General features: G+C 40.1%; 10 protein-coding genes. 6 read left to right on the top strand and 4 right to left on the bottom strand.

Annotation, left to right across the window (positions count from 1 at the left end; genetic code table 11):
- Positions 1-38: 38 nt before the first annotated feature.
- The 4 genes from GSF09_RS06295 to GSF09_RS06280 all read right to left on the bottom strand — a co-directional run bounded on the left by GSF09_RS06295 (position 39) and on the right by GSF09_RS06280 (position 7,011).
- Complete coding sequence (locus tag GSF09_RS06295) at positions 39-1,070, bottom strand: IPT/TIG domain-containing protein (RefSeq protein ID WP_159800097.1); 1,032 nt, start codon at positions 1,068-1,070, stop codon at positions 39-41.
- 18 nt (positions 1,071-1,088) lie between these two features.
- On the bottom strand, positions 1,089-2,651 hold the full coding sequence (locus GSF09_RS06290; RefSeq protein WP_159800096.1) for a RagB/SusD family nutrient uptake outer membrane protein: 1,563 nt from the start codon (positions 2,649-2,651) through the stop codon (positions 1,089-1,091).
- Positions 2,652-2,661: 10 nt separating this feature from the next.
- Complete coding sequence (locus GSF09_RS06285) at positions 2,662-5,838, bottom strand: TonB-dependent receptor (protein ID WP_159800095.1); 3,177 nt, start codon at positions 5,836-5,838, stop codon at positions 2,662-2,664.
- A 297-nt stretch (positions 5,839-6,135) separates the two neighbouring features.
- Complete coding sequence (locus tag GSF09_RS06280; RefSeq protein WP_159800094.1) at positions 6,136-7,011, bottom strand: AraC family transcriptional regulator; 876 nt, start codon at positions 7,009-7,011, stop codon at positions 6,136-6,138.
- Positions 7,012-7,201: 190 nt separating this feature from the next.
- On the opposite strand from GSF09_RS06280, the gene GSF09_RS06275 reads away from it, so the two are divergent.
- From GSF09_RS06275 to GSF09_RS06250, 6 genes are read left to right on the top strand one after another with little or no spacing between them, the layout of a single operon-like run.
- Positions 7,202-8,347: a glycoside hydrolase family 26 protein gene (locus GSF09_RS06275; RefSeq protein ID WP_159800093.1), complete on the top strand. Its 1,146-nt coding sequence runs from the start codon at positions 7,202-7,204 to the stop codon at positions 8,345-8,347.
- A 21-nt stretch (positions 8,348-8,368) separates the two neighbouring features.
- On the top strand, positions 8,369-10,294 hold the full coding sequence (locus GSF09_RS06270; RefSeq protein WP_159800092.1) for a sodium:solute symporter family protein: 1,926 nt from the start codon (positions 8,369-8,371) through the stop codon (positions 10,292-10,294).
- A 26-nt stretch (positions 10,295-10,320) separates the two neighbouring features.
- A complete protein-coding gene (locus GSF09_RS06265; protein WP_159800091.1) occupies positions 10,321-11,517 on the top strand; it encodes a glycosidase in 1,197 nt (398 codons plus the stop codon).
- Positions 11,517-12,710, top strand: coding sequence for an AGE family epimerase/isomerase (locus GSF09_RS06260; protein ID WP_159800090.1), 1,194 nt, complete (start codon positions 11,517-11,519; stop codon positions 12,708-12,710). Before GSF09_RS06265 ends, GSF09_RS06260 begins: the two co-directional genes overlap by 1 nt.
- On the top strand, positions 12,707-13,927 hold the full coding sequence (locus GSF09_RS06255) for a glycoside hydrolase family 26 protein (protein ID WP_159800089.1): 1,221 nt from the start codon (positions 12,707-12,709) through the stop codon (positions 13,925-13,927). The genes GSF09_RS06260 and GSF09_RS06255 overlap by 4 nt, the downstream gene beginning before the upstream one ends.
- A 12-nt stretch (positions 13,928-13,939) precedes the next feature.
- Positions 13,940-15,235, top strand: coding sequence for a cellulase family glycosylhydrolase (locus tag GSF09_RS06250; RefSeq protein WP_159800088.1), 1,296 nt, complete (start codon positions 13,940-13,942; stop codon positions 15,233-15,235).
- The last annotated feature ends 7 nt before the right edge of the window (positions 15,236-15,242 follow it).

Genomic DNA, 15,242 nt, shown 5'->3' with positions numbered 1-15,242 from the left:
CCCGGTTATGGCCGGGGAATATTTGTAATTAAAAATAGCTAGTCTATTGTATAGCCTATGTTGTCAAAATAATAGTTATGAGTAGCTCCTGTAAACTCTTTAAATGTAATGTTTTGTAAAGCCTGCGGCATACCTCCAAGCTGAGCCCAGGTAAAGCGGTGCTCTTTCCATTCGGTAGTAGTGTTAAACTGGCGGGCTACATTATCAGTCCAGTCACCATTAAAAATCAGCTCAAGTTTTCCAGGGTCATCTGAACGTACTGAAAAGCGGATTCCGGTATATTGTGAAATATTTTCATCCCATCCCCAGTTGCCTTGTATGTTACCCCATCCATCCATTTCTTTTTTAATAAAAGTAGTGCCTTGGTAAGCCTGCGCACGGTTGGTTATATATTCATGCTCATTCCACTCCTCAATAGTCCAGGGAGAGTAAAAGGCATCATCATAAATAGCTGTACCAATAGCGGTATTCCATTCTGACTCTCCTGATATGGTTGTAACCGTAACTCTCTTGTTGTGTGAGTCAGGTGGTACTATAGCTACAATTTCAGTTAACGTGTTTGATACTATTTCTGCTTCAACCCCGCCAATAGTTACCGTTGGGTCTAAAAAGAATTTACCGTAAAGTGTTATCTGTTCGCCCGCGTTTGCATTTACCGGCTGGAAGCTTTGAAGCTGCGGGGCAGGTGGTGCAACAACAAACGGAACAACTGCTGTACCATATTGTGTAACAATCTTTAGTTCATTGGTGCTGTCTGCATAAGGAGTATCTTCATCAATGGTAACAAAAATGGTAGTTTCCGTTACCATAGTAGGGTTGAAATATGTGTCGGTTTCATTAAAATACACTTTTTGAAGTGTGCTGAATCCACGCCCCCTTATTACATACATATTATTAGCAAAGCCTACTTCAACAGGCACAAGGTCTTCATCCTCAGCCGGAGCCACGCTTTCAATAACGGGCGCTGATGTGCTTTTTGAACTGCCGTCATCATCACTGCATGAGGCAAACATGGTTATTGCCATTATGGCAACCATACCCCATATGTGTTTTAGTTTTAAAATTTTCATATCAGTACAATTTTTTAATTAGTTAAAATTATAAGGCACAGGTGGCTGTGTAAGCAATGGGTTTTTACTCACTTCGGTTGCAGGATACGGCAGCTTAAAGAAATCTCCCGAAGGCGGTGTTACATACTGTGCGTTTTCCTCATCGCCCCTGTTTTGTGCCGAAATGATATTTACTGCCATTGATAGTGGAATCCTGCCCAAGTCATACCAGTAGTCACCTTCAAATGCAAGTTCAACCCTTCGTTCATGCAGCAGGTCCTCAAAGGTGAATGATGCTACTGAAGGAAGCCCGGCACGGTTGCGCACCATATTGTAAGAATTTAGTGCAGCAGCATCAGATGTGCTTCCTGCATTACCAAGTATAGATTCTGCGTGTATCAGTAATAATTCTGCATAGCGCATAAAGTAGGTGTTGTTTTCCATCATGCCCCAGTTATCTGTAGGCCCTGCTATATCACTCACTTTGCCAACTACATATTTTTTAATCCCGGCACCTGCATTTTGAGGGTCAATATCATCCGGCACCACAAGCCCCGGCCCATCTGCAGTTGTGATGTTAGGATATACATCTCCCGGAAGCATAATTGTTTCTTTTCTCCTTAAGTCCCCTGTTTCAAAAGCACCTATCAGGTCTTGCGAAGGAGCAAAAACACCACCGTAGGTAGCCATGTTTATGTAGGGAGAATAGGCAAACTGCGTGTTGCAGTTGCTGGCAGTACCATATGTACCTGTAACTTTCCACTGCATTGCTGCAATAGATTCCTCATTATTGTTATTTGAGGTAAGGAAAAGGTCGCCATAAGATTTGGTAGGTAATTCAGGGCCGCCGTATAATTTAAATTCGCCACTGTTTATAACTTCTTCGGCCATACTTCTTGCTAGGGCGTATTCCTGCTGGTAAAGATAAACTTTTGCAAGCATGGCTTTAGCAGAGCCTTTCGATACCCTTCCGTTATCAGAATAGTTTGAACTTCTTATTTTTTCCGGTAAAAGGTTAATGGCATCCTCAAAGTTCATTTCTATAAAAGTGTAAATGTCCTCTTCGGTGTTTGTAGGTATCTGAGGGCTTGACACATGGTCAAGGTTATTTTGTATAATCGGCACAGGCCCCCACAGCCTTACAATGTAAAAGTAAGCAAGCCCCCTCATAAAATGGGCCTCACCCAAAGCCTTATCTACATAGGCCTGGCTGACAGATGGGTCAACCCTTTCCGGCAGGAAATTGATGATAGCATTACACTGTGCTACGGTAGCCCAAAGCGATTTCCATGCGTTTACCATTTCAAGGTCGGTACTGGAAATAACAAGTGTGCGTAACGAGTTAACATCACTTGAATAAGTAAAACCATTACCCGAACCGATTTCGCCAATGGCAAAAAAGGCTTTGTTGTGAAAGTTAAACCATGTCCTGCTATACAGTCCATTAGTACTTGCCTCAACCTGCTCATTTGAGCTGTAATAATTATCCAGTGAAATATTGTCTTCACCAGGCCTGTTTAAAAACTCATCGCTACAGGAAATAAATGCAGCTGCAGCAAAAGCTAAAAACAGGAATTTTACATTTCTTATATATCTTTTCATAGTTTTTTTATTAGAATTCAACATTTAATCCCATGGTAATTGTCCTTGGGGTAGGGTAACGGCCATTATCTACACCTAAAAGCAATGCATCCTGATTGTATGAGCCCACTTCAGGATCATAACCTTTGTATTTGGTAAATGTGTAAAGGTTTTGCACACCGCCGTATATTCTCAGCTTGGTTAATTTAAATTTTGAAATAAGGTCGGTAGGTAAAGAATATCCCAATGTTACATTTTGTATCCTTAGGTAAGAACCGTCTTCTACATACCTGTTTGATATAAGAAGGTTACTATGCCCTAAATTGTTAACCGGCCTGGGCAGGCTGGCATTGGTATTGGTTGGTGTCCAGTAATCCGATGCTTCGGCTAGCTGGTTTGTATATAACATTGCGTTTAAGGTGCCCGACCTCCTGGTAAGGTTTAGTATGTCGTTTCCATAAGAGCCTTGTACAAATATTGAAAGGTCTATACCTTTATACCTGAAAGTGTTGGTAAAACCGTAAGTAAAGTCAGGGTGCGGATTACCGATAAATGTCATATCTTCCTCATTTATAAGCCCATCCCCATTTTGGTCTACATATTTAACATCACCCAGTTCAGAAGCTACAGGGTCGCCACTATAAGTATCAATAAGCGGAGCACCCACTAAATCATCGGCTTCCCTGTACAATCCACTGGACTGATAGCCGTAAAACATGCCTATAGGCTGGCCTACAACTGTATTAGTTGCCGGTACTGTAGTATAATCATTAGTGTACACAGTCCTTTGTATAACAGCCTGGCTGTTTAATGCGGTTACTTCATTTTTATATTTTGAGAATACAAGTGTAGAGTTCCATGAAAAATCGTTTGAAGGGTTGGTGTTATAATTTAAAGTAATATCAATACCCTTATTGCTTACCTCCCCAAGGTTAACATAAGGAGCATCTATACCACCCTCCCAGTTTGGCCCGCCTGTAAGGTAATCAGCCAAAGGAAGCTGTATAATAAATCCATCAGATATTTTTCTGTAAACTTCTACTGTTGCACCAAGCCTGCCGTTTAAAACGGTAAAGTCAAGCCCTAAATTGGTTTGTTTTGATGTTTCCCATCTCAGGTCAGGATTAGCGAGGTTTGAAACCAAAGGGCCTGTACCCAGCCCTGTACCGAAAAATGCCAGGTTGGAAGAGTACCTGTTGTTAGGGATTTGCTGGTTGCCTACTTCTCCGTAACCTGCTTTTATCCTGATATTATCAACATATTTACGTGTAGCTTCCATAAAAGGCTCGTTGGATAAATTCCAAGAACCGGAAATAGCTGGGAAATACCCCCACTGGTTTTTTCCATCGTTGGCTACAGGGTCAAATTTAGATGAGCCATCGGCCCTTATAGAAGCAGTTACACTGTACTTATCGTTAAAACTGTAAATTACCCGTCCAAAATATGATGATAAAGCCTGACTTCCCTTATAGTCATTTACAGTACTCTGTTGTGCATCCGCTACACTTATAGTACGTATATCGTTACTTAAAAAGCCCGTTGCATAAGCAAACATACCGTCCCAAACCGATTCATTGGCTTCCTGCCCTGCAAGTATGGTAATGTTGTGATTTCCAAAGGTATTCCTGTATGTTAAAAGGTTTTTAATATTCCAGGAATACCAGTTTTGCCTCCTTTTATTTAAATCTGCAAATTCATTTCCAAATTCACCCCATTGATAGGTAGGCAAAAATTCATTATTTTCACTAAACTCTGTATTAGCACCCAATTCAAACCTGTAAGTAAGGCCCTTAATAAGGTTGAACTCTGCATAAACATTACCTAAAAAGTTTTTGCGTATAAGCTGGTTTTGTTTAGTTAACGCCAAAGCCACAGGATTTATATAGCCTATATTCTGGTCATTTTGTTGAGAACCTGCATAACTGCCGTCAAGGTTGCGTACAGCCATATCAGGGGCCTGCAATATTGAAGTGCTTACAATACCATTTTGCGCAGAGTTTAAAGTAATATCCTCATTGGTTACTGCACCCGTAATAAAGCCTCCTACTTTTACCCAGTCCTTAACCTTAGCATCAAGGTTTGTCCTGAATGTATATCTTTTAAATCCGGAACCTATTACAGTACCCTCCTGGTCGGTATAGCTTCCTGAAATGTAGTAGCTGATATTTTCTTTCCCGCCTGAAAAAGCAAGTTGATGGTTTTTCAGGATACCTGTCTGGAATATTTCTTTTTGCCAGTCGGTACCTTTACCTAAAAGTTCCGGGTGGCTAAATTCAACCCTTGGTGTTTGCCCGTAAAGCCCGGCCAGTTCATTTTGCTGGCGCGCATACTGGCGAAGATTCATTGCATCAAGCAATTTAGCCTGCTGCTGGAATGAAATAAAAGTTTCATAGCTTATTTTGCCTGTACCTTTTTTTCCAGACTTGGTAGTAATAATAACGACACCGTTTGCTCCCCTTGAACCATATATTGCAGTTGCAGAAGCATCTTTAAGTATGTCTATAGATTCTATATCATTAGGGTTAATCATAGAAAGTGGGCTTACTGCATTATTGCCCTGTGTACTGAATTCAGAACCTGCAATAGGCCTGCCGCTGGTAGCCTGGTTTGTGGCATCTCCGGAAATCGGCACACCGTCAATTATGTAAAGTGGTTCGTTGGTGCCTGATATTGAGGTTACACCCCTAACGCGTATGGAGGTAGAGCTGCCTGGCTGCCCGGAGTTATTTGTTACGGTTACACCTGCAGCTTTTCCCTGTAACATCTGGTCAACACTTACCTGTGGAAGGTCTTCAATATCTTCAGACTTTACACTGGAAACCGATCCGTTAATATCCTGCCTGCGCTGTGTACCATAACCAATAACAACAACTTCGTCAAGAAGCTTTGCGCCTTCGGCAAGTGTAACATTAATTACCGACCTGCCTTTTACGGCAATTTCCTGGCTTTCGTAGCCAATAAAGCTGAAAACCAGCACGGCATCTTCCTGCACGGTAACGGAATACTGCCCGTCAATATTTGTTGACACAGAATTAGTTGTGCCTTTTATGGTAACGTTAGCCCCGGGAATTGTCATTCCGGTATTATCCGATATAACACCGGTTACCGTGTTTTGAGCACTGAGCGAACCAAAGCAACAAAACAACAGCAGGTAGAACAGGGTATTGTTCCGCGTTAGCCATTTTGTAAAATGTAGTGTAATCCCCATAATTTATTTGTGTTAGATTAGTTACGGTTTAAATAATATTTAATTTAAAAAAATTAGCTATCAATAATTTTAGGGTTCTTTTATTGATAAAAACAAATTTATGGGAGATGTTAAGCGTTTGTTAATATTATTTTATCATTTAATGATAATATTTTCTCTAACGTTTGCGTGAAATAGTTTTTTTGATGCAGGGTGTTATATATTAAGGATGTTAATTATTTGAATATCAGTATTTTTTAGTAACTAACTGATGTTTTTCAACTACTGTAACAGTAATATTTTTTTTGCAAAAAGTTATTATAAAAACCGTTTCAATCCATAAAATTCTTCCCTGTACAGGCTGGGAGTGGTATTTTTTACACTTTTAAATATCCGGTTAAAATTTGCAATATTATTAAAGCCTGATTTAAATGCAATTTCTGAAATACTCAAATCTTTTTCGGTCAGCCAGCGTGCAGCATATCCTACACGTATATCATTAAGGTAGTTTACAAATGTTTTCCCTGTGCGTTTTTTTATAAAACGGTTAAATGATACCGGGCTCATGCTAGCAATATCCGAAACTTCATCAAGGGTAATTTTATTTGAGAAATTTTTTTGGATATACTCATACACCAGCTTCATTTTATCATCATCTTCAAATGTATCATAATCCACAGTGTAGGTAGATAATAGGCGTTGGTTGCGGGAGTTTGCCATATCATGCAGGATGGAAATAACCTCAAGAAAATAATCCATGCCGTCCAGCTTGGATATCCTTACAAGCCTGTCGGCAAGTTCCTCCCCGGTTTTTTTTGAAAATAATATCCCGTGGTTCGACCTGTTGAACATTTCCTTTATAGGCCCCATAATCCTTCTGGATAATAATGAGTCAGAAAACAAATCATTATGGAATTGTATTGTTATTTCATGTATTTTCTTTTCAGTGCATTTATTAAGTTCCCATCCGTGGTAAAGGTTAGGCCCTACCAGTACCAGCTCTACATCGTCTATTTCTTCAATATGGTCGCCAATAATCCTTTTTACGCCTTTACCGTTTAGTATAAAGTTTATTTCATATTCAGGATGGTAATGTATAGGGAAATCAAAACTGTCCTTAACCCTGTCAAAAACCATGAAACTGTCATCCTTTTTTAAAGGGGGCATTTCCCTGTGAAACTTTTGGCTGTCCATTTTTTAAAATTTGTTTGCAATTATATGATATAATATTGATAAAATAATATTAACTTAAATTTAAGAGTAAAATTATCTTTGACATTATTAAAAAAAGAATGTGTAATAATTACATTCTTGCAAAATAACTAGAGGTCAAATTAAGAATTTTATAAGTTTATTAAATTCTTATTGAAGCAGATACAATTCCATGAAAAGAAGTTTATCCATTTTAATTGCTGTACTTATTATTTCATGCAAAGGGAATAATGAAGGTACAAATAAGGTGTTGCCAATAGACAAACAAGCTACTGAAGAAACAAAAAAACTATATGCCAACTTATTCAATATAAAGGATAAAGGCTTTATGTTCGGGCATCAGGACGACCTTGCTTATGGCGTGGAATGGAAATATGAGGAGGGAAGGAGCGATATAAAAGATGTAACCGGAGATTACCCTGCGGTTTATGGCTGGGATATAGGGAGGATTGAAAATAATGCCGATAAAAACCTGGACGGTGTGCCTTTTGACAAGATGCGCGAATATATTAAACAGGTTTATGACAGGGGGGGAGTAAATACTATCAGCTGGCATATTAATAACCCTATGACGGGAGGAGACTCTTGGGATAACACACCGGGAACAGTAGCTTCGATACTTCCCGGAGGCGAACAACACGAAAAATATAAACGCTGGCTGGATAGTGCTGCGGCTTTCCTGCTTTCTTTAAAGGGAAGTGATGGCAAGCCGGTACCTATACTATACAGGCCTTATCATGAGTTTACCGGCAATTGGTTCTGGTGGTGTAAAAATACTACCAGCAAGGAAGACTTTATTAACTTATGGAAATTTACCGTTAATTATTTTCAGGAAAAAGGCGTTCATAACCTTATATATGTATATAATACCTCTGACGCTAATGTAAATACTAAAGAAGATTTCCTTGCGTATTATCCCGGAGATAATATGGTGGATATGGTGAGCTTTGATATTTACCAGTCAGGCGGTGGAGAAAAACAGGATAAGTTTATTAATGACACAAAAAGGCTTGTGGGCATAATAGATGAGGTTGCGCAGGAGCGCAGTAAGCTAAGTGCTATTGCCGAGTGTGGCTATGAACAGGTTCCGTATGAAAAATGGTGGACTGAAACCCTTATGAACAGCATAGGGAACCATGAAATATCTTATGTTCTTGTTTGGAGGAACCACGGCTGGAATGAATGGATGAAACCGCCACGAATGCACTATTATGCGCCTTACAAAGGACATCAGTATGAAAAGGATTTTATTGAATTTTACAAAAATAATAAAACACTTTTCCAGCAGGATGTTACAAAATTTAATTTATACAAATAAGCCGCAAGCGGCAATCAGGATATGAGATTAACAGCTATAGACCTTACAATAATTGCACTTTATTTTATAATGATGGTGGTAATTGGCATCATTATGAAAAACCGTGCCAAGCGCAGTAAAGACAGTTACCTTATGGGAGGCAAAAAACTACCATGGTATATGCTGGGGCTTAGCGACGCCAGCGATATGTTTGATATAAGCGGTACCATGCTCTTGGTAAGTATGGCTTTTTTATACGGTTTTAAAAGCGTATGGATTCCGTGGATGTGGCCTGTTTTCAACCAGGTATTCCTTATGGTTTTCCTTAGTAAGTGGTTAAGGCGCAGTAATGCCACCACCGGGGCAGAGTGGCTGGGCACGCGTTTTGGGCTAAAAGATAAAGGTGTAAGCAGCAGTCATGCCATAGTTGTGGTTTTTGCGCTTATGCTGTGTATAGGGTATATGGCCTATGCATTTGTGGGAGTAGGTGAGTTCCTGGAAATATTTATTCCTTATGAAACAGTAAAAGATGTAATACCATTCCTGGACAGCAACCTGGAACAATATGCAGTTGGTTCAACAGAATATACCACAGCCTTATATGAAGCAAAGCATTTAACGGCACAGGTATATGGCGTTGCCATTTGCCTTATAGCTACGTTTTACAGTATTGTGGGCGGTATGCACGGTATTGTGCTTGCCGATTTCATTAAATATATGATAATGATTATTTGTTCCATTTTTGTGGGTACTATTGCTATGATACACCTTGCCGACTCTGGTATCGTGTTTGCCGAAAAAATGCCTTTGGGGTGGGACAACCCGCTGTTCGGAATGGAGCTGGGGCTCGATTGGCAAAACATACTTTCAGATGCGCAGGTTAAACTGGAAAAGGATGGCTATAAGTTATTTTCGGCAGTAGTGGGTATGATGTTCTTTTCAGGTGTACTGAAAAGCCTTGCCGGGCCTGCACCAAATTATGACTGCCAAAAGATATTAAGTACACGTTCGCCCGAAGAAGCAAGCAAGATGAGTGGTTTTATCTCTATAATATTGCTTCCTATCCGCTATTTTATGACTATGGGGCTTTGCATACTTGGGGTGCTGTATTTTAACGACCTTGCCCTGAGCCGTACTGCCGACGGTGTAAACTTTGAGAGTATTATGCCTGCCGTAATTAATAAATACCTCCCTGTAGGCTTGGTTGGGCTTGTACTGGCAGGATTCCTTGGGGCGTTTATGAGTAATTTTTCGGGTACGCTAAATGCAGGGCAGGCATATCTTGTAAATGATATTTACCTTAAATATTTTAAGCCGGATGCCGAAAGGAAACAGATTATTACCATGAGTTATCTTTCCGGTACTTTAATGGTTATACTGGGTGTGGGGCTTGGCCTGCTTATTAGGGATGTTAATATGATATTTAATATTATAACAGCAGGGTTATATGGGGGCTTTGTATGTGCCAATGTACTGAAATGGTATTGGTGGCGCTTTAATGCCAACGGCTTTTTTTGGGGCATGCTGGCAGGAATTATTGCCAGTGCCATACCGCCTGCGCTATCAGTTAGCGGTGTAACTGATTATTTTGACGGTACACGTATGCTTTACTATTTTCCCGTATTTATAATAATACAACTCACAGCCTGTATAATAGGCTCTTATGCGGCACCGCCAACCAATAAGGAAACACTTATCAATTTTTATAAAACCGTAAGGCCCTGGGGCTTTTGGAAACCAATACATGAGGCTGCGCTTGCTGAAGACCCAACGCTTCAAAAAAACAGGAACTTCGGTATTAATATGGCCAATGTGGGAATGGGAATAACAGGGCAGATATTGCTTACACTATTACCCATGTATTTTATACTTTCCAAATGGACAGGATTTGCCATTGTGGCGGCGCTACTTGCGGTAATATTTATAATAATGAAAAAAACCTGGTGGAACAGGCTTACTGATTTTTAAAAACTGAATTTAATACATAATTGAAGATGGGCAGCGAAATAACAGCGCAAAACCTTGTAAGGATACCAAATTATGAAACTTTGGTTAAAAGGCACAGGGAGTTGATAGAGAAGAAGAATGAACCTGCAGCACAAACCAACGGTATATTTACCCGATATAAAAACCCGGTAATAACGGCCGCTCATGCACCTGTTGAATGGCGTTATGACCTGAATGCCGCTACCAACCCTTATGGTATGGAGCGTATAGGCATAAATGCGGCTTTTAATGCCGGGGCCATGAAATGGGGAGATAAATATGTTATGTGCGTGCGTGTTGAGGGTGCAGACAGGAAGTCTTTTTTCGCTATAGCCGAAAGCCCTAACGGTATAGATAATTTTGAGTTTTGGGAAAAACCATGCGTAATTCCGCAACTGGATAACCCGGATACCAATGTATATGATATGAGGCTTACCCAGCACGAAGATGGCTGGATATATGGTGTTTTTTGTACCGAAAGGAAAGACCCCGATGCACCTGCAGGCGATACCAGTGCTGCTATTGCCAATGCCGGTATTGTAAGGACTAAGGATTTAATTAACTGGGAAAGGCTTCCTGACTTGATTTCCAATACAGGACAGCAGCGTAATGTGGTATTGCACCCGGAATTTATAAATGGCAGGTATGCTATGTACACCCGCCCGCAGGATGGCTTTATTGATGTAGGCAGCGGTGGCGGTATCGGGTTGGGTTATATTAATGATATGGCTAACCCTGTGGTAGAGGAAGAAAAAATAATACTTAAAAAAGTTTACCATACGGTTTATGAGTTAAAGAATGGTTTGGGGCCTGCACCAATTAAAACCTCTAAAGGATGGCTGCACCAGGCTCACGGTGTGCGCAACACTGCTGCCGGGCTGCGTTACACTATTTACCTGTTCATGACCGACCTTAAAGATATTTCTAAAGTTACCCACCAGCCTGCAGGCTACTTTATAGCTCCTGAAAATGAGGAGCGTGTGGGCGATGTTTCCAATGTGGTGTTTGGCAACGGCTGGATAGCAGATGACGACGGTACGGTTTATATTTACTATGCCTCTTCGGATACTCGGATGCATGTAGCGGTTTCTACTATAGATAAACTGGTTGACTATGTTATCAATACACCTCAAGATACATTTACATCGGCAGGCTCGGTGCAGACAATTATAAAACAGGTGGAAAACAATAAAAAGTTTTTATAATGGATTTAAAACCTGATATGCATAAAGAGTTGCTTTCTATTTTGGATTATTGGGAAAATAATACGGTAGATGAGCAATTTGGGGGCTTTATCGGTACAATAAATTATAAAGAAATTAAAGATTATACAGCCGATAAAGGTGCTGTTTTAAATGCCCGCATTCTGTGGGCATTTTCGGCTGCATACCCTATTACACAAGATAAAAGGCATCTTGAACTGGCTGAAAGGGCTTATGCTTATATCAGGGATAATTTTTATGACAGTGAGCATGGGGGTATTTACTGGAGCCTTGATTATCAAGGTAAGCCGAAAGATACCAAAAACCAGGTGTATGCCATTGCCTTTGTTATATACGGCCTTTCTGAACTTTATAAAATAAATGATAACGACGAGGTTTTACAGCTTGCAGTACAATTATACAATACTATAGAGAAGTATAGTTATGATACTGTAAATAAGGGTTATTTCGAAGCCTTTACACAAGATTGGCAGCCAATTGATGACCTGCGGCTCAGCGAAAAGGATGTCAATGAAAAAAAGACCATGAATACACATTTGCATATTGTAGAAGCCTATGCAAATTTATATAAGGTATGGCCTGATGATTCCCTTAAAATAGCAATTGCCGATTTGCTGGATGTAATTGACAGGTATTTTATAGATAGCGAGTCGGGTCATTTAAGGTTATTTTTTAGTGAGGACTGGGTAGAAAAGAAAGATGTTATTTCCTATGGGCATGATATAGAAGCCGCATGGCTGCTGTTATGGTGTGCCCAGGCCATTGATGATACCCATTTAATTGAGGTATATAAAAAGCATGCTTTGGTACTTACAAGCGGAGCACTTGAAGGATTTGATACAGATGGAGGGTTATGGTATGAGCTTGACCTGCATACCAATTCAATGATAGCCGAAAAGCATTGGTGGCCACAGTCGGAACTGCTTATAGGGCTTGTTAATGCCTGGCAGCTAACGGGCAATGAAAACTACCTGCTGAAGGCACAAAAAAACTGGAAATTTATACAGAAATATATACTTGATAAAAAAAATGGAGAATGGATTTGGGGTGTAAATGCCGATTATTCGCCGATTGAAAAGGACAAGGCAGGTTTCTGGAAGTGCCCTTACCACAATTCACGTGCCTGTATAGAGCTGATAAACAGGTTACCCGATACTATAAATATGAGCATATGAAAAAAATAGTAATGTTATTCGGATTATTGTCAGGTGTTTATTCCTGTTCTTCAGATAGTGACAGCGGAAAAAAAACTACAGATGATGACGGCCCTGTAATTACTGATATTTTAACGCCTGAAAATGTACGCAGTTATATGGCAGATGCCAACGCTACCAATGAAACGGTGGCACTGTTTTATAATCTGTATCAACTACAAAAAACTAAGTTCCTTGTGGGGCAGCAGGATGCCTTTAATGGTTTTTACAATAATGCTTCGGGTGATTCTGATATAAAAAAGGCCACAGGTAATGATCCTGCACTTTTGGGTTCAGACTTTATGTTTATTACAGATGATAAGAATACAGGCGAGCCTACTAACTGGTTTTACCAGCAGGAGCTTTTAATAACTGCAGATGCTAAAGAGGCTTATGATAAAGGTATGGTAAATACTTTTTGCTGGCATTTCCGTGAACCCTATGAAGGTGAAAGCTTTTATACTGCCGATATGACTGAACAACAGAAGCAAAACGCTTTTATAAGCCTTTTGCCGGGAGGAGAAAACCATAATTATTATAAAGAAAAGCTGGATAAAATAGCGGGCATATTAAATAACCTTAAAGGCAGCGATGGTAAATTAATACCGGTTATTTTCAGACCGTTTCATGAATTTGACGGTAATTGGTTTTGGTGGGGCAGCAACTACTGCACTCCCGCGCAGTATAAAGAACTTTGGCAGTTTACGGTAAATTATCTTAAGGATACCAGGCAGGTGCATAATGTGCTTTATGCTTTTTCACCTGATAATTCATACACACAGGAATCGCAATATTTAAGCCGTTATCCGGGAGATGATTATGTAGATGTTTTAGGTATGGATAACTATGGTGATTTTAGCCAGCCAAGTGTATCAGGTACTGCAACAGCTAACAGTAAATTAAAGATGGTGGCCTCAATAGCTAAGCAAAAAGTGAAAATTGCGGCAATGACAGAAACCGGATTGCAGGTTAACGCAACAGAAGCACCGGTAAATGGTTTCTTTTCAAACCATATGTATAATGCATTAAGCAATAATTCTGTAGAAGTTGCCTATGTAATGTTTTGGGCTAACAGCCAGGCGGCTTATTATGTACCGCCGGCCGGGCAGCCCAATACACAGGATTTTATTGATTTCACCAAAAAACCTAAAGCGGTGCTGCAAAACAACATACCCTATATGTACACCATTACACCATAAAAATAATAAATCATGAAGTTAAAGTTTAAACCACTATTATACTTGTTTGCTGCTTCTGTTGCATTTTCCTGTGCTAATGAGGAAAAGGAACCGGAAAGGATAACCGTAAAGGGGACACAGTTTTATAAGGGCGACAAGCCTTATAATTATATTGGCACTAACTATTGGTATGGTGCAATGCTGGGTGCAAAACAAGGTGGCGACCGAGACCGCCTTGAGGAAGAACTTGATATTATGAAGACAAGCGGTATAGATAACCTGCGTATAATGGTAGGAGCGGAATCAGGATTGCAGGATTTTACGGTTACGCCTGCTTTACAGCCAAAACAGGGAGAGTATGACGATAACCTTTTGGACGGGCTTGATTACCTGCTTAATGAAATGCGCAAAAGGGATATGCATGCCGTTTTATACCTTACCAATAACTGGGAATGGAGCGGGGGTATGGCGCAATATCTTGAATGGAATGGTTATGGTAAATTACCTAACCCAAACATACCGCCTAATACCTGGCCCCAGTTTATGGAATATACTAAACAGTTTCATAGCTGCCAACCGTGTATTGAAGCATTTAATAATCACATTAAATTTATACTTGGTCGCACCAATAATTATAATCAAAAGAAATATACTGAGGATAATACCATTATGGCATGGCAGATTGCCAATGAGCCACGCGTGTTTACTGCTGATAATGAAGAACAGTTTACAAAATGGCTTACAAGTGTTGTTGACCTGATTGACAGTTTAGACAGTTATCACCTTATATCTACAGGTAGTGAGGGTATGGCGGGCAGTGCAGATGATCTTATGATATTTGACCGTACCCATAACAATCCTAAGATAGACTATCTTACCATGCATATATGGCCAAAAAACTGGGGCTGGTATGACCATACAAAAGCATCGGAAACATTACAGCCTTCAATTGATAAGGCTATGAGTTATATCAACATGCATATTGATGTGGCGGGTAAATTTGAAAAGCCTATTGTGCTGGAGGAATTTGGCCTGCCCAGGGAAGGCGAAAGCCTGGACAGGGAATCCTCTGTAGCTAACAGGGACAAGTTTTATGAGGCAGTTTTTAAAAGGCTGGAGAGAAGCGTTGATAACAAAGAACCATTTTCCGGTGTTAACTTTTGGGGTTTTGGCGGTATTGGCAAAAATAATCCGAAGGATGGTAAATGGAAAAAAGGCGATGATTTTACAACCGACCCGCCACAGGAACCGCAGGGGCTAAATACAGTATTTGCATCAGATGAGTCAACACTCAGGCTCGTAAAGGAATATAACGAGAAAATAAAATAAGTAGCAG

The sequence above is a fragment of the Flavobacterium sp. MK4S-17 genome, assembly GCF_009848495.1.
GTDB lineage: Bacteria > Bacteroidota > Bacteroidia > Flavobacteriales > Flavobacteriaceae > Flavobacterium.
Note: the sequence above shows the minus strand (reverse complement) of the source record. Positions and strands in the feature narration are given on the sequence as shown.